A 19241-nucleotide genomic window follows, 5' to 3' on the forward strand; every position below is an offset into this window, starting at 1 on the left:
GTGTACGACATGCCACCGGAAATCGAGGTCGAGGCCGACGGTGCGCTGCGCATCATTCGGCTCAACCGGCCGGACGCGCTGAACGCGGTCAACGACGCACTGCACGTCGGGCTGGCACAGCTGTGGCCGCGCCTCAACGAAGACCGCGACGCGCGGGCGGCGGTGATCACAGGCAACGGCAGGGCGTTCTCGGCGGGCGGCGATTTCGCCTACCTCGACGAGATCCGACGAGACCCCGACCTTCGCGCGAAGACGATCCTGCACGGCCGCGAGATCGTGCTGGGCATGGTGCGCACGAGGATTCCCGTGGTGGCCGCCGTCAACGGCCCGGCGGTTGGGCTGGGCTGCAGCCTGGTCGCGCTGTCCGACATCGTGTACATGGCCGAAACCGCCTACCTTGCCGACCCGCATGTACAGGTGGGCTTGGTCGCCGCCGACGGGGGGCCGCTGACCTGGCCACTGCAGATCAGCGTGCTGCAGGCCAAGGAGTATGCGTTGACCGGAGCCCGGATCTCGGCGCAGCGCGCCGTCGAGATCGGCTTGGCGAATCATGTTGTCGCCGATCCGCTTTCGGAGGCGATAGCCTGTGCGAAAAAAATCATGGAGTTGCCGCGTCAAGCTGTCGAGAGCACCAAGCGCATGCTCAACATGCACGTGGAGCGAGCTGTGCTGAATACGCTGGACTACGCCAACGCCGCTGAAGACCAATCCTTCCAGACCGAAGATTTCCGGCGGATCGTCGAGCGCCTCAACGCACCGAAGGGCTGACCCCCCTTCTCCCCCTTCTCCGCGAGCGTGCATCCTTGTACGCACGTCACCGGCGTGTTGCCGTACCGACACGCACGCTCGCGCCAAGGTGAGCGAGGAGCTATCAGCTCGGCGGTACAAGGGATTCCGAGCGCTGGACTGTGCCGGTGATGCCGCTCGCGTCCTGGCGGGCCAGCAGCACGGCGGCATTGGCCATCGCCTCCGGCGGCTCCACCATCTCCGGCGGAATCTCTTGGCCGCCCCCGCCCGCGGCCCATCCTTCGGTGAGCACCACACGCGACGGGCTCAGACAGTTCACCGCGATGTTGTCCGCCTTCAGGTCCGCGGCCAGCCCGAGGTACAGCCGCTCGACGGCGGCCTTCGACACCCACTACGCGTTGGCCCCGGGCATCGTCACGCCCGTCGTCGTGATTGCCACCAGCGATCCGCCGCCACGCGCCCGAACGTGCGGGATCACCGCGCGCGTCACCAGAAACGTTCCGGTCAGATTCACATCGAGGCACAACCGCCAGCGCTTGAGCGGCGTCGACTCGATCGGCCCGAGCCACAGCACACCAGCGTTGGCAATCAGCACGTCGATACCGCCGAACACCGAAACCGCCTCGGCCACCGCGCAATTCACCGACTCCTCGTCGGTGACATCACACCGCACGGCATGCGCGCGACCGCCCGCCGCGGTGATCCGCGAAGCCACCGCATGGATCGTGCCGGGAATGCGGCCTTCGGATTCCGATCGCGCCGCCACCGCAACAGCAGCGCCGTGCGCCGCCAACGCGCACGCCACCGTCGCGCCGATGCCGCGGCTGGCGCCCGCGACGAACGCGACCTTGCCGGCGAGCGAGCCGGTCACTTCGGGGCGAAGCGCAGCGCCCCGTCGAGGCGAATGACTTCGCCGTTGAGGTAGTCGTTTTCGACGATGCTGGCCACCATCGCGGCGTACTCGGACGGCTGGCCCATCCGCTTGGGGAACGGGATCTGCGGGCCCCAATGCGCTTCGAGTTGCTCGGCCGGCACCGGGTATGCCGGCGTCAGGAACATCCCGGGCGCAATGGTGACCACCCGGATGCCCAGCGGCGAGAGGTCGCGCGCGGCGACCAGGGTCATGCTGATCACGCCGCCCTTCGCCGCCGCGTAGGGGATCTGACCGATCTGGCCCTCATAACCGGCGATCGACGCGGTGTTGACGATGACCCCGCGCGCGCCGCTGTCGAGCGGCTCCTGGCGGGCGATCGCTGCCGCAGAGAGCCGCATGACGTTGAAGACGGCGGTCAGGTAGTACTCGATGGTCGTCTTGAAGCCGTCGAGGTCCAGGGCAGACCCGTCCTTGCCGACGAGACGCCCGCCGCTGGCCGGCCCGCCGTGGCAGTCGACCGAGATGCGCAGGGGTCCCAGAGATTCCGCCTCTGCCAGTGCGGCGTTCACGTCCTCGGGGCTGGTCGCGTCGGTGCGGACGTAGCGGATGCCCAGCTCGCTTTCCAGCGCCTTGCCCTTGTCGTCGGCGACATCGGCAACCACGACCTTGGCGCCGGCCCTGTGCAGTCGGCGGACGGTGGCTTCACCGAACCCACCGGTGCCGCCGACGACGATCGCGGAGCTTCCGCTGATCTGCATGTGATTCCCCTTCTTGCAACTGGCACTCTCAGCTTGAGAGAATAAGATTCTCACACCTGAGCACATTGGAGACCAGTCATGCCTGAAGCCGTCATCGTGTCCGCGCTGCGCACTCCCATCGGCACCGCGATGAAGGGCACGCTGCGCGACACCGACGCGTACGACCTGGCAAATCACGTCGTGGGCGCGATCGCCGGCGAGCTCGACGGCCACCCCGTCGACGACGTGATCCTCGGCGAGGGACTCTACGGCGGCGGGGTGATCGCCCGCCACGCCGCGCTGACCGCCGGGCTCACCAATGTGCCGGGCCTCGCCCAGAACCGTCACTGCGCGGCCGGTCAGGCCGCTGTGCAGAGCGCCGCGGCCAGCATCAAAGCCGGCATGGACGAACTCGTGATCGCCGGCGGCGTCAACTCCGCGTCGACGTCTCCGCGCTTCACCAGGGCCATCGGCGGCGAGCCGGCTGCCTGGTTCCCGCCCACCCATCCCGACCGGCCGGACGCGCCGAACATGGACATGTCGATCACCGTCGGGTGGAACGCCGCAGTCAAGGCTGGCGTCAGTCGCGAGGAGATGGATGCGTGGGCGCTGGGTTCGCACCGCAAGGCGGTGCAGGCGATCGACGAGGGCCGCTTCAAGGAGGAAGTCGTCCCCATCCAGACCCCGCACGGGTTGTTCGCCGTCGACGAGCATCCCCGCCGCGACACCACGATGGAGAAACTGGCCGCGCTCAAGCCGCTTCACCCCGAGATCGAGGGCTTCTCGATCACCGCCGGCAACGCGTGCGGCGCCAACGATGGGGCAGCGGTGCTCGCGATCGCCAGCGATGCACTCGGGCTTCCTGCACTGGCGACCGTGCGGGCGTGGGCATCGGTGGGCGTCGACCCGGCCATCACCGGGCTGGCGCCGGTCGAGGCGATCCCCAAAGCGCTTGAGCGAGCCGGCCTTTCACTCGACGCCGTCGACCTATTCGAAATCAACGAAGCATTCGCGGCGATGTGCGTGGCCACCGCCAAGCTGCTCGAGATCGATCCGGACAAGGTCAATCCCAACGGCAGCGGCTGCTCGCTGGGCCATCCGGTCGCCGCGACGGGCGCGCGGATGCTGGTCACCCTGGTGCATGAACTGCGTCGCCGCGGCGGCGGCATCGGCGTGGCGGCAATGTGCGCCGGCGGCGGAATGGGCTCCGCGACGGTGATCGAAGTTCCCGCGCCGTAAGCGCGTTCGGCCGTAAGTTCTTCTCGATGCGGGATATCCAGGAGCTCATCGCGGCCGCCCGAGGCGGGTCCACGCGGGCCGCCGGCCGGCTGCTCACCCTCGTCGAGAGCGCGCGCCGCGACGAGGTGCTGGCCGCCCTGGGTAACTCCACGGCGCGCGTCATCGGAATCACCGGACCGCCCGGCGCGGGCAAATCGACGACCATCGCCGCACTGGTCGGCGCCTACCGTCAGCAGGGTCTCCGCGTCGCGGTGCTCGCGGTCGACCCGTCGTCGCCGTACAGCGGCGGAGCGCTGCTTGGCGACCGGATCCGGATGGCCGCCCACATCAACGATCCCGGCGTGCTGATCCGCTCGGTGGCCAGCCGCGGCCACCTCGGCGGACTCGCGGCGGCGGTGCCGGCCGCGATTCGGGTGCTCGCCGAATTGGGTTACGACGTGGTGCTGCTCGAGACCGTGGGCGTCGGCCAGTCGGAGATCGAGATCGCCGCGGTCGCCGATCCGACCGTTGTCATCCTCAACCCCGGCGCGGGCGACGCCGTCCAAGCCGCCAAGGCGGGACTACTCGAAGTCGCCGACATCGTCGTGGTCAACAAGGCCGACCGGGAAGGCGCCAAGCAGACGGTTCGCGACCTGCGGGCCGAAACCGATGCCCCGATCGTGTTGCTGGTCGCGGCACAAGGTGAGGGCGTGCCCGAATTGGTCGAAACCATTGACGCCCACTTCCGCAACGACACCCCGGCCCGCAGGGCCGCGCGGGCACGCGCGCAGATCCTGTCGCTGGCGCAGACCATGCTCCGCTCGCACCACAATCTCGATCGCCTTGCCGCGGCCGTCGCCGACGGACGCCAGGACGCCTACACCGCCGCAGGCAAGCTGCTCAGCGGTTCGGACACGGTGGCCGCCGAGATGACGCCTGGCTTCCATGCCGCCCGCACCCCGGACCGAGCCGCGCTTGTGATGGGAACCAGCGGCGACGTGGTGACCTACCGCGAACTCGAGGAGCGCTCCACCCGGCTGGCGCGAGCGCTGCGATCGCGCGGGCTGCGCGTTGGCGACCACATTGCGATCCTAGTGGAGAACAGGCCGGAATTCCTCGAAATTGCTTGGGCCGCACAGCGATCCGGGCTGTACTACACCGCAGTCAACTGGCATCTGCGCGCCGGTGAAGTGCAGTACGTGCTCGACGACTGCGGCGCCAAAGCACTGTTTGCCAGTGACACGATGGCGCAGGTGGCCGCCGATCTGGACCTCTCGCGGCTATCGGTGCGTATCGCGGTGGGAGCGGGGCTCGGCGGATTCGAACGCTACGCCGACGTGGTGGCTGTGGAGCCCGCGACGCCCCTCGACGACGAGTGCGAGGGCCGCGAAATGCTGTACTCGTCGGGCACCACCGGCCGGCCGAAGGGTGTGCGCAAGCCACTGCCCGCCACGCCGCTGGGCGACCCGAGTTGCGCACCGGTGCAGATCGCGCGCGGGCTGCTCGGCACCAACGACGACGCAGGCGGCGACTCGGTGTACCTGTGCCCGGCTCCGCTGTATCACTCTGCGCCCCTTGTGTTTTCGATGTCCTGGCAGAGGCTGGGCGCCACGGTGGTACTGATGGAACGGTTCGATCCACGGGAGTGCCTCGAGCTGATCGAGCGCTACCGCGTCACCCATGCACAGTTCGTCCCGACGATGTTCATCCGCATGCTGCGGCTGCCCGAAGCCGAGCGCCGCCGCTACGACTTGTCGAGTCTGCGCCGCGTCACCCACGCCGCGGCGCCGTGCCCTGTCGCGGTCAAACGGCAGATGATCGACTGGTGGGGTCCGATCATCGACGAGTATTACTCGGGCACCGAGGACATCGGCTCCGCGTTCATCTCCGCCGAAGAGTGGCTGGCCCATCCCGGCTCGGTGGGCCGACCGTTCGAGGAATGCCACATCGTCGGCCCTGACGGTAAAGAGCTGCCCGCCGGAGAGGTCGGGGTTGTGTACTTCGGCGGCGGCCGCGCGTTCGAGTACCACAACGACCCGGACAAGACCGCGTCGGTGACCAATGCGCAGGGCTGGCGAACCCTCGGCGACATCGGCTACCTCGATGCAGACGGCTACCTTTATCTCACCGATCGTCAGGCGCACATGGTCATCTCGGGGGGCGTGAACATCTACCCGCAGGAGGCCGAGAATGTGCTGGCGGCTCATCCCGCCGTCGCCGACGTCGCGGTGTTCGGCGTGCCGGACGACGAGATGGGGGAGGCGGTCAAGGCCGTGGTGCAGCCGACCGACCCGGCGGCCGCCGGCGACGAACTCGAAACGGAGTTGATCGCCTACTGCCGGGCCGAGTTGGCGACGTACAAGTGCCCGCGCAGCGTCGACTTCGTCGACGAACTGCCGCGCGACCCCAGCGGCAAGCTGTACAAGCGGCTTCTGCGCGAGCGGTATTGGCAGGGGCACGAGTCGCGGGTCATCTGAGGCGTTCGCTGACTTTCCCGTCGAATTGCGATTCGGCGATGCAACCGGGGTAACCAGGAGAAGGCGTCTACCAGAGCCGCCCTCACGAAGGGACGATCGATGTTGACCGTCGTACTCGCAGTGGCTGTCGTCGGCATCGCCCTGCTGGCCGCGGCGGTGCTGACCGAGAACACGATCATTGCGCTGGCCGCCATCGCGCTGGCCGCGGTGGGCCTGATCCTGCTCGCCCGCGACTGGCTGGCCGAACGTCGCCGCACCGAGCAGCCCCCTGCCGAAACTGAGCCCACAAAGGACGTTGCCGAACATCCGCATGTGGCGCACGAAGCCGCGCTGGAACCCGACGAGTTCGAGCCCGACGTGCCCTACGACGAAACCTTCGACGACCAAGACGTCGACGAAGCCGGAGGAGGCGCCGGCGACGAGCGCGAGGTCAAAGCCTCCGGCAACGACACCACACCGCAGTAACCGCGCGCTCAGCCGGAGGTGTGGACGATCAGCACGTCGATCTGGGCGCGGCTCGCGATGCTTCCCGGAATCGAGAACACCCGCCCGAGGATCGCCGAGCGTGCATTAAGCCCAACGTTGCCGACCACCAGCAGATCGGCTTTGACCTGTTCAGCCAGGTCGACGAGCGCGTCGACCGGCGCATCCTCGATCGGCCGCTCCTCGATGTTCTTCGCCCCGGCGGCGGCTGCCCTGCTGTGCGCTTCGCGCAGGATCGCGAAAATCGGTGCCCGGCCGTGCATCTTGTAGCCCTCGTCTTTGAGGATGTCGGCGGCCCGCAAGTCTTCTCGCTGAGGGAAATAGCCGGTCGCGATGTAGAGCGTCGCGTCGCTCTCAGCGGCGATCTCGCCCGCCCGGTCGACCGCACGCAGTGACGACTCCGAGCCGTCAGTTCCCACCACCACGGTTCGATAGGTGTTCATCGGGCCTCCCAGGGTCTCGGCAATGGCCAGACCCTAACGTGCAAACGCACTGCCGCGGCCCGATTCGGCGGCTATCCGGGCAGGTCGATCAGCCGCCGCATGTAGTGCAGCAGGTGCCGGCGCAACTCGTCGTCGCCGATGTCTTCGACCAAGGGATGCATCACCGCAACACTGATCGCGCCTGACAGCATCGCCGCCTCGATCCTGGCTTCGGCGCCCGTGTCCTCGCCCAGCAGCGCCGCGTAGAGCCGGCCGATGAACTGCTGGAACGGTTGGTGTTCGGTAAGCAGCCGCACCACCACGGGATCGAACTGCAACGTGCTGACCATCCCGCGCCGTTCGATGGCCAGGTCGATCACCCGGGTGAGCAGCATCTCGCGCGCCCGCGGCTTGCACTCCTCGGCCTCGGCGGCCTCAAGAGCGGCCGCGAGCCGGCCCAGTTCGCGTTCCGTCAGGGCGATGACGATCTCGTCTTTGGTCTTGAACTGGTGGTACACCGCGGCTTTCGTGACTCCGACCGCGTCGGCAATCATCTGCAACGACGTTGCGCTGACGCCGTGCACCGCGATCAACTCGAGTGCCGCATCCAAGATGCGGATCTGCGCGGCGCTGCGCCGCACATCGGCCAGCCCCGACGTGATCGACGGCGCCGACGAAACCATTCACCGAGAGTAGCCGATCGGCTATTGACCGTGCCCGAACCGCCGGATAGCCTCGCGCCTAGCCAATCGGCTAGCTACTGCGATCCGGGAGCTCACATGTCCAGCGTTGCCGACAACGAGGTGGTAACCGTGGCGCCCGCCTCTGTCACCGGACAGTCGCTCATCCTCTGGATCACACCGGTTGCGGCCGCCGTGCTGCTCGTCGCGTTCGTGTCATTTCCCGGGTTCCTCCCGCCGATGTCGCCGCGACTGACGCCGCAGCAGGTGGCGTCGTTCTATGCCGAGAACACGACGATGATCCGGTTCAGCATGGTGACCTACAACCTCTTCGGCATCATGCTCGTGCCGTTCTTCGCGTTGATCGTCGCGCAGATGAAGCGCATGGCCACACCCACCCAGGTGCTTGCGTACAGCTACCTGACCGCGCTGGTGAGCGGTGCCACGCTGTTCGCACTTGCCGATCTCTTCTGGCTCATCGCGGCGTTTCGGCCCGAGCGCGACCCCGAATTGACCATGCTGCTCAACGATTTGGCGTGGATCACGTTCGTCGCGCCGGTCGGCATGCTCGTGGTGCAGAACCTCTGCCTTGCGCTGGCCGTGTACCTCGACCGCAGGGCCGAGCCGATCTTTCCGCGCTGGGTAGCGCCGTTCAGCGTGCTCACCGCGCTCGCGATGACACCCGCCGCGTGCGCAGCCGTCGTGAAGACCGGACCGTTGGCGTGGGATGGCGCCGTATCGTTTTGGCTGCGGATCGGCGCCTTCGCCGTGTTCGTCGTGGTCATGTTCTTCGTCGTCCGCGCAGCGATCAACCGCCAAGCCGCCGGCGGACGGACGCACTCATGAGCCTGGCCCCCACAAAATTGCTTGCCGCACAAGGCGATCAGAGTGACGCCGGATCCAAGCGCGATCTCTGGATCTGCTGGTGGGTGGTGCCGATCTTCTACACCTTGTTCGGCGTGATCTTCGTGCCGCTGGCCAGGGTGATGCCGCCGCCGCGGCCCGACCGCACCATTGACGGCGCCGTGGCGTTCTTCCACGCCCACGCGTTGACCATTCAGATCGGGTTCGGTCTGTTGATGGTCGTGATCGGGTTCGCCGGGGTGGCCAACGGCATCGTCGCGTTCCAGATGCGCCGGATGTCGGTGAGCCCGGCGTTCGCCTACGGATATCTCGGCGCGCTGGCGGTGGGTGCGCTGCCGGGGTGCCTGTTCGCGGCGTTGTGCTTTCTGGCCGCGACGTTCCGCCCCGACCGCGACCCGCAGGTGGTCGCTCTGCTCTACGACACGGCGCTGCTGTCGTTCGTCGGCTCGCTGGGGTGCTTCTCCGCGGCGTACCTGGTATTCGCATTGGCGATTCTGTTGGACCGCAACGAGATCTTCCCGAAGTGGCTGGCGTATGTGACCGTCTGGCAGATCGTCACTGAAGTGCTAGCGGCACCGGTGTTCATCTTCAGGTCGGGTCCGCTGTCGTGGAACGGATCGATCAGCTTCTGGATGGGCACGGCGATCTTCGCGTTCTGGCAGGGATGTGTCATCGTCATGCTGCGCCGAGCAGTTCAGCGCCAGCCGGCCGGTGAAGTGCTTGTCGATTAAGGACATTCGAGTCTCATGACGAACACCGAAAACGCCGTGGCCGCCCGCGACGAGGCCGCGCCCAGGCCGGCCCCACACTTGCCCGGTGAAAGCAGCATGTGGGTCTTCGTCATCGGCGACCTGGTGATCTTCTCCGGGTACTTCGTCATCTTCATGGTCCACCGCACCCAGGAGCGGGCGCTGTTCTTGGAGTCGCAACAGCATCTGGACCTCACCATCGGTCTGGTCAACACGCTGTTGTTGATCACCAGCTCATGGTTCGTCGCACTCGGGGTGCAGTCCTCCCGAGAAGGCGACTACCAGCGCGCGGTGCGGCTGACCGTATGCGGCGGGGTCTGTGGGCTGCTTTTCGTGGCCGCCAAGGTCTACGAGTGGACGTCGAAAGTGGTTGCGGGACTGACGTTTCCGAGTAACGACTTCTTCATGTTCTACTACATGCTGACCGGCGTGCACCTTGGCCATGTGCTGCTCGGCCTGGTGATTCTGGGCATCGTGGTCCGCGAACTGCGCAATCCGCACGGCCGCAAAGTCGTCGTCGCGGAGACCGGTGCCACCTACTGGCACATGGTCGACTTGCTGTGGGTCGTCATCTTCGCGCTGCTGTACGTGATGAGGTGAAACGATGAACAGCGCCGCCCGAGTCACCTATGTGTGGCTTCTGCTTTCGGCGATAACGGTGCTGTCGTGGTGGTTCGCGCCGGCACGCATACACGGCAGCGTATCGGCGAGCGTGCCGATCACCATTGGCGTCCTGGCGATGGCCTTGGTCAAGGTGCGGCTGATCATCCAGCATTTCATGGAGGTGCGCACCGCTCCACGGTGGCTGCGGGTGTTCACCGACGTCTGGCTTCTGGTGCTGTTCGGTGCGATCCTGGGGATCTACCTGTACTGAGATACCGCCATGTGCGCCGAACGTGATGGCACTGCGAAAAATCGGCCGAAATGTCGCGCTGTGCTCACGCTCGGCGAGGGGTCTCGCTCAGAGGTGCGCTACACCTGCAACGAACGGCCGGTGGCCGCGGTGAAGCCGCAGCGGTAGCCGAAAACCATTGCCGGGCCGAGCGTTCCACCTGCGCCGCCGTAGGCCTTGCCGGTCACACCGGCCATCGCATTGCCGGCTGCATAAAGCCCGGGGATGACGGCCCCGCTGACGTGCATGACACGCCCGTCGCGGTCGGTGCGCGGCCCGCCTTTGGTTCCCATCGCGCCGATCTTCACCGGCACCGCGTAGTACGGCGGCGTGTCGATCGGGCCGAGTGTCTTGCCGGCCTGGGTGGCGGCCTTGTCGTCGCCCCAGTAGCCGTCGTAGGCGCTCGCGCCGCGACCGAACTGCGGGTCACGCTCCTGCGCGACGTTTTTGTTCCACTCCTCGAGCGTGCGCGCCAGCCCGTCAGCGTCGATTCCGGTCTTGGCGCCGAGCTCGCCGATGTCGGACGACGGCGAAAACCATTCCGGCGCAGCCTCTCCCGGCGCGACGCCGAGGAATCCGTAGCGCTTCAGATGGAGCGCGTCGAACACGATCCACGCCGAGTCGTTGACGTATCCGTTTTTGGGATCGAGGTACTGGAACGCGCCTGCCATCGAGTTGTACTCGCCGGCCTCGTTGAGGAAGCGTCTGCCCGCGCGGTTGACGATGATGCTGCGGGGCCTCGTGCGTTCCAGTCGTACGCTTCGGCTGCGCTGCCTGCCGCCGATGGTGTCGCCGGGCATCTGCACGATCGGCACCCACCACGCCTCACCCATGTTGGCCAGGTCGGCGCCGTGGGCCATCGCCATCCGCAGCCCGTCGCCGGTGTTGTTCGGTGGCGACACCGCGCCACGCATCGGCCCGCGCAGGTAGGCCTCGACCAGCCGGTTGTCCCATTCGAAGCCGCCAGTGGCCAGAACCACGCCGCGACGGGCGTGCACCCTGATCTCGCTGCCGCCCAAGCTGATTCGGGCACCGGTGATGGCGTTACCGTCCGAGATCAGCTCCACGGCACGGGCATTCGTGCGCGGTGTGACGCCCCGGTCGAGCAATGCCTTGAGCAGCCCGGCGATCAAAGCCGTGCCGGCGACGCAGAGATCGCCGGCCGCGTCGTCCACCGACGCGTGAATCCTCGCGCGTGTCTCGGCGTCGATCCCGACGTTGCTGAAGTCGGCCGGAAACGACGTGATGCGGTCGCGCCATTCGCCGAGCTGCGACAGGTCGTACGGCTTTGCGTTCAGCGACCGGCCGCCTTTTGGCCGCCCACCCGGCAGCTCCGGCTTGTAGTCGGGAAAGCCCTCGGCGATCTCGAACCGCAGGTCGCTGTGCGCCTCGACGAAATCGAGCATCGGCGCGCCGGTCCGCACAAATGTCTCGACGAGATCGTCGTCCATGTAGCCGAAAGACTGCGCGCGCAGATAGCTCATCGCGTCGTCGACCGTCAGTTCACCGCCGGCCGCGCGGCGATGCGCCGGTATCCAGACGATGCCGCCGGACACCGCGGTGGTTCCGCCCACGGTCGGGGCCTTCTCGTACACCTCGACCGAGGCACCGTTGACCGCGGCGGTCAGGGCAGCCGTGAGCCCGGCGCCTCCGCTGCCGAGCACCACGACGTCGACCTCGTGGTCCCACGTGCTCATCGAAGCCTCCTCTCGCGGCCCGGTCCTCAGCTGAGGATCGCCGACAGTTCCTGCGCTGCCTTTACGACTGCGTCGCGGCCGGCCATGACGACGTCTTCCCGGTGGGAGATCAGGTTGATGCACGTGGGCGGCGACGGCGGCCGACGGCGCACCGGAACCGCGAGTCCGTACGTGTTGGGCTCGATCTCACCGTGGGTCACCACCCACCCCTGTTTGCGGGTGCGCGTCACCAGCTCGCGCTCACCGGGCCGCGGCGGCATGCTGGCCAGCAACGCGATACCGGCGGCGCCGCGGTCCAGCGCATATCGGCTGCCCTCGTGGAACGACAGCTGATACATCACGTGCGTCGGGACGATGACCGCGATAGCGACCTGCTGGTCACCCTCGGCGACCAGCAGCGACACCGTCGCGCCGAGATCGTCCGCCAGCGCGCGCAGCGTCGGCAGGCTGAGCTGACGCACGTTGTTGTCGAACGCGGCGCCCAGCACTGCGAGCGCCGCCGCCGGCCGGTACCTGCCGTCTTCGCCCTTGGTGACGTAGCGGAACTGCGTCAGCGTGCCGAGCAGGCGATAGGCGATGGTGCGATGCACGCCGACGTAGTCGGCGACCTGCTGAACCGTGACTCCCGACGGCGCGGTGGCGACTGCCTGCAGCGCGCTCAGCCCCCGGGCCAGCGTCTGCGAGCCAGCGGTCATCCGCTCGTCGCCCGGCTGCTTGACAGACCTGGTCATGAGGATGATGCTCTATGCATAGTGCACATCAATGTGCGATTTTAGCACATTCGATTCGCGCGTAGCGAGAACAAGATTTCCGCAGCGTGGGCGACGGCGAGGTGGCAAGTGGCGGAGTACGAGAGCATCTGGAGCGATCTCCAGGGCGTCCCGTTCTCGCAGGGTTACCTCGACGCGCGCGGCGTGCGCACGCGCTACCTGCATGCCGGTGATCCGGACAAGCCGGCGCTGGTGCTGCTGCACGGTTCCGGCGGCCACGCCGAGGCCTACGTCCGCAACTTGGAGGCGCACGCCGAGCACTTCTCCACGTGGTCGATCGACATGCTGGGCCACGGGTATACCGACAAACCCGGCCACCCATTGGAGGTCCGTCACTATGTCGACCACCTGGTCGCGGTGCTCGACACGATCGGCGCCGACCGTGCGCACGTGTCCGGGGAGTCGCTGGGCGGCTGGGTGGCCGCCCGGATCGCCATCGACCATGCCGACCGGGTGCAGCGACTGGTGCTCAACACCGCGGGCGGCTCGCAAGCCGATCCCGCAGTGATGCAACGGATCATCACGCTGTCGATGGCGGCGGCCGAGAACCCGAGCTGGGACACGGTGCAGGCGCGGATCAAATGGCTGATGGCCGACAAGTCGAAGGATTACGACGACCTCGTCGCGAGCCGGCAGCGGGTGTACCGCCAACCCGGGTTCGTCGCCGCGATGCGCGACATCATGGCGTTGCAGGATCCGGAAATCCGCGCGCGCAACATCCTCGGGCCCGACGAGTACGGGTCCATCACCGCGCCGACGCTGGTGCTGTGGACCAGTGACGACCCCACCGCCGACGTCGCCGAGGGGCGCCGGATCGCGTCGATGATTCCCGGGGCACGCTTCGAGGTGATGTCGGGCTGCGGCCACTGGCCTCAGTACGAGGACGCCAAGACGTTCAACAGGCTGCACATCGACTTCTTGCTGGGGCGGCAATGAACCCGGATGTCGTGATCGTCGGCGCCGGGCCGGTCGGCCTGACGTTGGCGAACATCCTTGGGCTGCAAGGCGTCCAGACCCTGGTGGTGGAGGAACGCGACACGCTCATCGACTATCCGCGCGGCGTCGGCCTCGACGACGAGGCACTGCGCACGTTCCAGTCGATCGGCCTGGTGGATCAGATTCTGCCGCACACCGTGCCCAACCAGATCCTGCGGTTCTTCGACGCCAAACGCCGGCTGCTCGCCGAGATGGCGCCACCCGACGCGCGATTCGGCTGGCCCAAGCGCAACGGCTTCGTCCAACCGATGGTCGACGCCGAACTGCTCGCCGGATTGGACAGATTCGACCACGTGCAGCTGAGGTGGGGGCACCGCATGGAAGGCTGCGAACAGTCCGCTGACGGTGTCACGGTCCAACTGGTGTCGAGCTCCGGATCGTCGAAGGTCAACGCGCAGTACGTGATTGGCTGCGACGGCGGTCGCAGCGCCACCCGCCGGCTGATGGGTGTGTCGTTCGACGGCACCACCTCGTCGACGCGCTGGCTGGTGGTCGACGTCGCCAACGATCCGCTCGGCCATCCCAACAGCGAGGTGGGCGCCGACCCCGAGCGTCCCTACGCGTCGATTTCGATTGCCCACGGCATCCGGCGCTTCGAGTTCATGATTCACGCCGACGAATCCGACGACGTCGCCGAGGACCCCGCTTTCATCAGACGCATGCTGGGGCGGCTGGTACCGCACCCCGAACGGGTCGACGTGATCCGCCACCGCGTCTACACCCACCACTCGCGCATCGCCGGCGCGTTCCGCAGTGGACGACTCCTGCTGGCCGGTGACGCCGCCCATCTGATGCCGGTCTGGCAGGGGCAGGGCTACAACAGCGGCATCCGCGACGCAGCGAATCTGGGCTGGAAACTCGCCGCGGTGGTCAATGGCCAAGCGGAGGACGGGCTGCTGGACACCTACGACATCGAGCGCCGCAAGCACGCCAGGGCCATGATCGACCTGTCCACGATGGTGGGGCGGGTGATTTCGCCGACCAACCGTCGCGTTGCAGGCTTGCGCGACAAGGCGATTCGAGCCGCCTCGGTGGTGCCCACGCTGAAGCGCTACGTGCTCGAGATGCGGTTCAAGCCGATGCCGCGCTACGAGCAGGGGGCGGTGTACCACGAGGAGCCGCGCTCGGCGACTTCCCCGGTGGGCACCCTGTTCGTGCAGCCGCCGGTGGACACCAGAGACCGCCGCGATGTGCTGCTCGACGACGTGCTGGGTCCCGGATTCGCGGTGCTGTGCTGGAACAACAATCCCCGCGCGCTGCTCGAAGACCAGGTGTTCGAGCGCTGGAAAACGTTGGGCGCCAAGTTCGTCGAAGCACGTCCCCTCACTCAGCTGCACTGGCCGGGTCACGATCACCCCGACGTGGTGGTCGTCGGAGACCGTACAGGCAGTCTGAAGGCGTGGTTCGACGCGCACACCGAATCCGTGCTGTTTTTGCGCCCGGACCGCTGCATCGCCGGAGCGTGCATCGCGCAGCGAGCACCCGAGATCAGCACCGCCCTGTTCGACGTCCTAGGTCTGACGCAGAGAGGAGGCAAAGGATTCGATGAAGGCGACTCTGGCGCTGTGCTGTATGTCGCACAGCCCGCTGCTGAACCTTCCCGGACCGTCGCAGGATCTCCTTGACGACGTCACCACCGCACTGTCGGCTGCGCGAGAGTTCGTGCGGCAGTTCGATCCCGAGCTCGTCGTGGTCTTCTCGCCGGACCACTACAACGGCTTCTTCTACAAGCTGATGCCACCGTTTTGCATCGGAACCGCGGCCACCGGCGTCGGTGACTTCGGCACCCAGGCCGGTCGGCTTGACGTGCCCGACGACATCGCGACGGACTGCGCCCAAGCCGTGCTCGACGCGGGCGTGGACGTCGCAATCTCGGCGAGCATGGAAGTGGACCACGGCACCGTTCAGCCGCTGCAGACCTTGTTCGGCGATGCCACGGCCCGCCCGGTGGTGCCGATCTTCATCAACTCGGTCGCCACGCCGCTCGGGCCGGTGAAGCGCGCCCGCGCGCTGGGCGCCGCCGTCGGCCGGTTCGCCGCCACCCTGAGCAAGCGCGTGCTGATCGTGGGATCCGGTGGGCTGTCGCATGATCCGCCGGTCCCGACGCTCGCAACGGCGCCCGCCCCTGCGTTGGAGCGCATCCTGCACGGACGGCCGATGACGACCGAACAACGCCAGGCGCGGCAGACCGCGGTGATCGGCTTCGCCCAAGGGTTCGCTGCGGGCCGCGGCCCGATGCACCCGCTGAATCCGCAATGGGATCAACGCCTCCTGGACATCTTCGACCGCGGTGACCTGACCGAGCTCGACAGCTGGTCGAACGACTGGATCGCGCGCGAGGCCGGCAACTCCGCCCACGAGATCCGCACGTGGCTGGCGGCGTTCGCGGCACTCGCCAGCCAGGGGCCGTACCAGACGCAGGTGCGCTACTACCGTGCGGCACCCGACCTGATCGCGGGTTTCGCGGTGCGGACGGCAGTCGGCAGGGCCGCCGATGAGTGAGGACTTCGACCGCGTCGTCGACGTCCTCGTCGTCGGCTCCGGTGGCGGCGGAATGACGGCGGCGCTGGCCGCCGACGCGTCCGGGCTCGACACGCTGGTGGTCGAAAAGGCGGACTACTTCGGGGGATCCACCGCCCTGTCGGGTGGCGGCATCTGGGTTCCGGGCGCTCCGGCACAGCGCCGAGAAGGCTATCGACCCGCACCGGACGAAGTCTTCGACTATCTGCGCCAGATCACCGGCGGCCTCGTCAGCGACGCCCGCCTGCGCCAGTACGTCGACGCCGCGCCGGAGATGATGGAATTCTTGGAGAACCTCAGCCCGTGGTTCGAGTTCGTCTGGAAGCCCGGCTACGCCGACTACTATCCCGAACTTCCCGGCGGCTCCGAACGGGGCTCCACCATCAATGTGCCGGCGATCGATCTGCGCAAGCTCGGTGACGACGAACAGAACCTGCTGCAGCCGCTGGCGTTGGCGCCCAAAGGCATCTGGCTGGGACCCAAGGATCTGCGGCTGTTCTACCAGGTGCGCCAGTCGTGGCGCGGCAAAGCCGTTCTGGTCAAGCTGATCTGGCGCATGTTCCGGGCGCGCGTGTTCGGGGAGCGGATGGCCGCAATCGGCCAGTCGCTGGCGGCCCGGATGCGTCTGGCGATGAAGGACCGCGGCATTCCGCTGTGGCTGGGTGCGCCGATGACGGAGCTGATCACCGGTCCTGACGGTGCGGTGGTGGGCGCAGTCGTCGAGAGCAACGGCCAGGCATTGCGGATCGGCGCCCGCGGCGGCGTAATCCTTGCCACCGGTGGTTTCGACCACGACATGGCCTGGCGCAGGCAGCACCTGCGGGTGCTGGACCGCGTGCGCGAGGTCAGCGGCGACAAGGGGGACTGGAGCTTCGGCAACCCGCTGGCGATGGGCGACGGAATCCGCGCTGGCCAAAAAGTCGGAGCCGCAACCGATTTACTCGACGAGGCGTGGTGGTTTCCGGCGATCTGCTGGCCCGATGGCCGGTTGCAGTTCATGCTCAACGAGCGGATGATGCCGTCGCAGTTCGTGGTCAACGGCGAGGGTGAGCGGTTCGTCAACGAGGCGGCGCCGTACATGGATTTCGCCCACGCGATGATCGAGGGCGAGAAGTCGGGCGTCAGGCACATCCCGTGCTGGCTGATCACCGACATCAGGTCGTTTCGCCGCTATGTGGTGGCCGGGCACCTGCCGATACCGAAGGTGCCGTTCGCGCCCGTACCCACTGGCCGCAAAGTTCCTCGGGCATGGCTGGATTCGGGCGTGGTGAGGGAAGCCGACAGCTTCGAGGAATTGGCCGCCAAGATCGGAGTGCCGCCCGATAACCTGCGCCGGACGGCCGAGCGCTTCAACGAGTTGGCCCGCAACGGCCACGACGACGACTTCAACCGCGGCGACAGCGCCTACGACAACTACTACGGCGATCCGACACTGCCGAATCCGAATTTGTATCCGCTCGGCAAGCCGCCGTACTACGCGTTCCAGATCATTCTCGGCGACCTCGGGACGTCGGGCGGGCTGCGCACCGACGAATTCGCCCGCGTGCTACGCGACGACGGCACCGCGATTCCCGGACTGTATGCCACCGGGAACACCTCGGCTGCCGTCATGGGACGCAGCTATGCCGGCGCCGGTGCCACCATCGGTCCGGCCATGACATTCGGCTACGTGGCCGCCAAGCACATCGCGACTCATCTGCCGGCTCACCAAAACACCAGTGCGACTAGTGAATCGACGCTCAACCGGAGGTAGCACATGAAGATATCGCTTTTCTACGAGTTTCCCTTGCCCCGGCCGTGGGCGCCGGACGACGAGCACAAGCTGTTTCAAGACGGGCTCGACGAAGTGGAGCTGGCCGACAAGGCCGGCTTCTCCACGGTGTGGCTGACCGAGCACCACTTCCTCGAGGAGTACTGCCACTCGACGGCGCCGGAGATCTTTCTGGCCGCCGCCAGTCAGCGCACCAAGAACATTCGCCTGGGCTTCGGCATCATGCATCTTCCCCCGGCGGTCAACCACCCGGCGAGGGTGGCAGAGCGCATCGCCACGCTCGACCTGCTGTCCAACGGCCGCGTCGAATTCGGCACCGGTGAGTCGTCGTCCGTGGGTGAGCTCGGCGGCTTCGGGATCGACCCGGCAGACAAGCGTGCCATGTGGGAGGAAGCCCTCGAGGTTGCGATTCGCTGCATGATCGAAGAGCCGTTCAGCGGGTTCAAAGGCCAGCACGTCGAAATGCTGCCCCGCAACGTGATCCCCAAGCCGCTGCAGAAGCCGCACCCGCCGGTGTGGGTGGCGTGCACCCGGCCGGCGTCGGTGCAGATGGCCGCCCAAAAGTGCTTGGGCGCACTGAGTTTCGCCTACACCGGGCCCGGCCCTCTCGCCGAACGCGTCAACGGCTACTACAAGGAGCTCGAGGAGAACGGCGTTCCTGTCACGCCGCAGGTCAATCCGAACATCCTCGCCATCGGCGGCGACCTGTCGATGATGGTTGCGCCGACCGACGAGCAGGCGGTGCAACGCATAGGCAAGGGCGGCGGATTCTTCGCGTTCGGGATCATGCACTACTACATGACCGGAATGCACACGCCCGGTCGGACCGGCGTCTGGAAGCGGTACCTCGAGGAGATCGAGAAGGATCCGACGGTCGCGTACGGCCCGGGCCGCGGGGCAATCGGCAGTCCCGCGACGGTGCGTGAATTCCTGCGCGGCTACGAGGAGAGCGGCGTCGACGAACTCATCTTGCTGCTGACGCCGCGCACACACGAGGCGACGATGGAATCGATCGAGCTGATGGGCAAGGAGGTGCTGCCGGAATTCATCGAGCGCGACGACAAGGCCAGGGCGGAGAAGGCCAAGCGGCTGGAGCCGATCATCGAGAAACTCGAAGCGCGCCGGCCGCCCTCGACTGCCCCCGAGTTCGACGACAGCTATGCGTTCGGAGGACTGCCCACCGGCCGCAACAGCTACACCGCCAACGAGGTGTCACTGGCGATGGACGAGATGACCGCCGGCATCGAGGAGGCCTCCAAGAAGCTCAAGTCAGGGGAGGGCTGGACCAGCAGAAACCCGGAGGCCGATACCCGGACTCGCAAAGGACAGCAGGTCTAGTGCAAA

18 protein-coding genes and 2 pseudogenes are annotated in these 19241 nt (G+C 67.1%); 14 read left to right on the top strand and 6 right to left on the bottom strand.

The genetic code is table 11. The features are described 5' to 3' along the window. On the top strand, positions 1–768 hold the full coding sequence (locus tag AC5Y39_RS02735; protein ID WP_500015427.1) for an enoyl-CoA hydratase/isomerase family protein: 768 nt from the start codon (positions 1–3) through the stop codon (positions 766–768). Positions 769–871: 103 nt separating this feature from the next. Here the strand turns inward: AC5Y39_RS02735 and AC5Y39_RS02740 are convergent. Both AC5Y39_RS02740 and AC5Y39_RS02745 read right to left on the bottom strand, forming a co-directional pair. Continuing rightward, a pseudogene (locus tag AC5Y39_RS02740) lies at positions 872–1618 on the bottom strand (SDR family NAD(P)-dependent oxidoreductase). After that, a complete protein-coding gene (locus tag AC5Y39_RS02745) occupies positions 1615–2379 on the bottom strand; it encodes an SDR family NAD(P)-dependent oxidoreductase (protein ID WP_500015426.1) in 765 nt (254 codons plus the stop codon). The pseudogene AC5Y39_RS02740 and the gene AC5Y39_RS02745 overlap by 4 nt, the downstream one beginning before the upstream one ends. Before the next feature lie 78 nt (positions 2380–2457). Between AC5Y39_RS02745 and AC5Y39_RS02750 the strand changes: the two genes are divergently transcribed. From AC5Y39_RS02750 to AC5Y39_RS02765, 4 genes and pseudogenes are all read left to right on the top strand, one after another. After that, positions 2458–3597: a thiolase family protein gene (locus AC5Y39_RS02750; RefSeq protein WP_500015424.1), complete on the top strand. Its 1140-nt coding sequence runs from the start codon at positions 2458–2460 to the stop codon at positions 3595–3597. Between the two features lie 26 nt (positions 3598–3623). After that, positions 3624–4415, top strand: a pseudogene (gene meaB, locus AC5Y39_RS02755) (methylmalonyl Co-A mutase-associated GTPase MeaB); the annotation flags it as partial. 90 nt (positions 4416–4505) lie between these two features. Next, complete coding sequence (locus tag AC5Y39_RS02760) at positions 4506–6053, top strand: acyl-CoA synthetase (protein ID WP_500015615.1); 1548 nt, start codon at positions 4506–4508, stop codon at positions 6051–6053. A gap of 99 nt (positions 6054–6152) precedes the next feature. After that, complete coding sequence (locus tag AC5Y39_RS02765; RefSeq protein WP_500015422.1) at positions 6153–6518, top strand: hypothetical protein; 366 nt, start codon at positions 6153–6155, stop codon at positions 6516–6518. Positions 6519–6526: 8 nt separating this feature from the next. On the opposite strand, the gene AC5Y39_RS02770 is transcribed toward AC5Y39_RS02765, so the two are convergent. Together AC5Y39_RS02770 and AC5Y39_RS02775 are read right to left on the bottom strand one after the other, a co-directional pair. Further along, positions 6527–6979 (bottom strand): universal stress protein, encoded by a 453-nt coding sequence (locus AC5Y39_RS02770; protein ID WP_499909138.1) that lies wholly within the window; start codon positions 6977–6979, stop codon positions 6527–6529. 71 nt (positions 6980–7050) lie between these two features. After that, positions 7051–7641: a TetR/AcrR family transcriptional regulator gene (locus AC5Y39_RS02775; RefSeq protein WP_500015421.1), complete on the bottom strand. Its 591-nt coding sequence runs from the start codon at positions 7639–7641 to the stop codon at positions 7051–7053. A gap of 96 nt (positions 7642–7737) precedes the next feature. Here AC5Y39_RS02775 and AC5Y39_RS02780 point away from each other — a divergent pair, with 96 nt between their 5' ends. The 4 genes from AC5Y39_RS02780 to AC5Y39_RS02795 are packed head-to-tail and all read left to right on the top strand — an operon-like array spanning position 7738 to position 10125. Further along, the gene (locus AC5Y39_RS02780) at positions 7738–8484 is read left to right on the top strand and encodes a hypothetical protein (protein WP_500015419.1); all 747 of its coding nucleotides are present in this window, start codon (positions 7738–7740) and stop codon (positions 8482–8484) included. Next, on the top strand, positions 8481–9233 hold the full coding sequence (locus AC5Y39_RS02785) for a hypothetical protein (protein WP_500015417.1): 753 nt from the start codon (positions 8481–8483) through the stop codon (positions 9231–9233). Before AC5Y39_RS02780 ends, AC5Y39_RS02785 begins: the two co-directional genes overlap by 4 nt. 15 nt (positions 9234–9248) lie before the next feature. Beyond that, a complete protein-coding gene (locus AC5Y39_RS02790) occupies positions 9249–9851 on the top strand; it encodes a cytochrome c oxidase subunit 3 (RefSeq protein WP_500015415.1) in 603 nt (200 codons plus the stop codon). 4 nt (positions 9852–9855) lie between these two features. Beyond that, positions 9856–10125 carry a cytochrome C oxidase subunit IV family protein gene (locus AC5Y39_RS02795; RefSeq protein WP_500015413.1) on the top strand — a complete coding sequence of 90 codons (270 nt, stop codon included), beginning with the start codon at positions 9856–9858 and terminating at the stop codon, positions 10123–10125. Between the two features lie 98 nt (positions 10126–10223). Here the strand turns inward: AC5Y39_RS02795 and AC5Y39_RS02800 are convergent, their stop codons facing one another. Continuing rightward, positions 10224–11840, bottom strand: coding sequence for an FAD-dependent oxidoreductase (locus tag AC5Y39_RS02800; protein ID WP_500015411.1), 1617 nt, complete (start codon positions 11838–11840; stop codon positions 10224–10226). A gap of 26 nt (positions 11841–11866) precedes the next feature. Continuing rightward, the gene (locus AC5Y39_RS02805; protein ID WP_500015409.1) at positions 11867–12571 is read right to left on the bottom strand and encodes an IclR family transcriptional regulator; all 705 of its coding nucleotides are present in this window, start codon (positions 12569–12571) and stop codon (positions 11867–11869) included. Between the two features lie 108 nt (positions 12572–12679). On the opposite strand from AC5Y39_RS02805, the gene AC5Y39_RS02810 reads away from it, so the two are divergent. From AC5Y39_RS02810 to AC5Y39_RS02830, 5 genes are read left to right on the top strand one after another with little or no spacing between them, the layout of a single operon-like run. Beyond that, positions 12680–13546: an alpha/beta fold hydrolase gene (locus AC5Y39_RS02810; RefSeq protein ID WP_500048137.1), complete on the top strand. Its 867-nt coding sequence runs from the start codon at positions 12680–12682 to the stop codon at positions 13544–13546. Beyond that, on the top strand, positions 13543–15231 hold the full coding sequence (locus AC5Y39_RS02815) for a bifunctional 3-(3-hydroxy-phenyl)propionate/3-hydroxycinnamic acid hydroxylase (protein ID WP_500015407.1): 1689 nt from the start codon (positions 13543–13545) through the stop codon (positions 15229–15231). Before AC5Y39_RS02810 ends, AC5Y39_RS02815 begins: the two co-directional genes overlap by 4 nt. After that, entirely contained in the window at positions 15179–16108 is a 930-nt protein-coding gene (locus tag AC5Y39_RS02820; protein WP_500015613.1) for a 3-carboxyethylcatechol 2,3-dioxygenase, read from the top strand. Before AC5Y39_RS02815 ends, AC5Y39_RS02820 begins: the two co-directional genes overlap by 53 nt. Beyond that, positions 16101–17879, top strand: a complete 1779-nt coding sequence (locus AC5Y39_RS02825) for an FAD-binding protein (protein WP_500015405.1) — start codon at positions 16101–16103, stop codon at positions 17877–17879. The genes AC5Y39_RS02820 and AC5Y39_RS02825 overlap by 8 nt, the downstream gene beginning before the upstream one ends. 3 nt (positions 17880–17882) lie before the next feature. After that, on the top strand, positions 17883–19235 hold the full coding sequence (locus tag AC5Y39_RS02830) for an LLM class flavin-dependent oxidoreductase (protein ID WP_500015403.1): 1353 nt from the start codon (positions 17883–17885) through the stop codon (positions 19233–19235). Positions 19236–19241: the final 6 nt, after the last annotated feature.

It is taken from the genome of Mycobacterium sp. NGS39 (assembly GCF_059812765.1).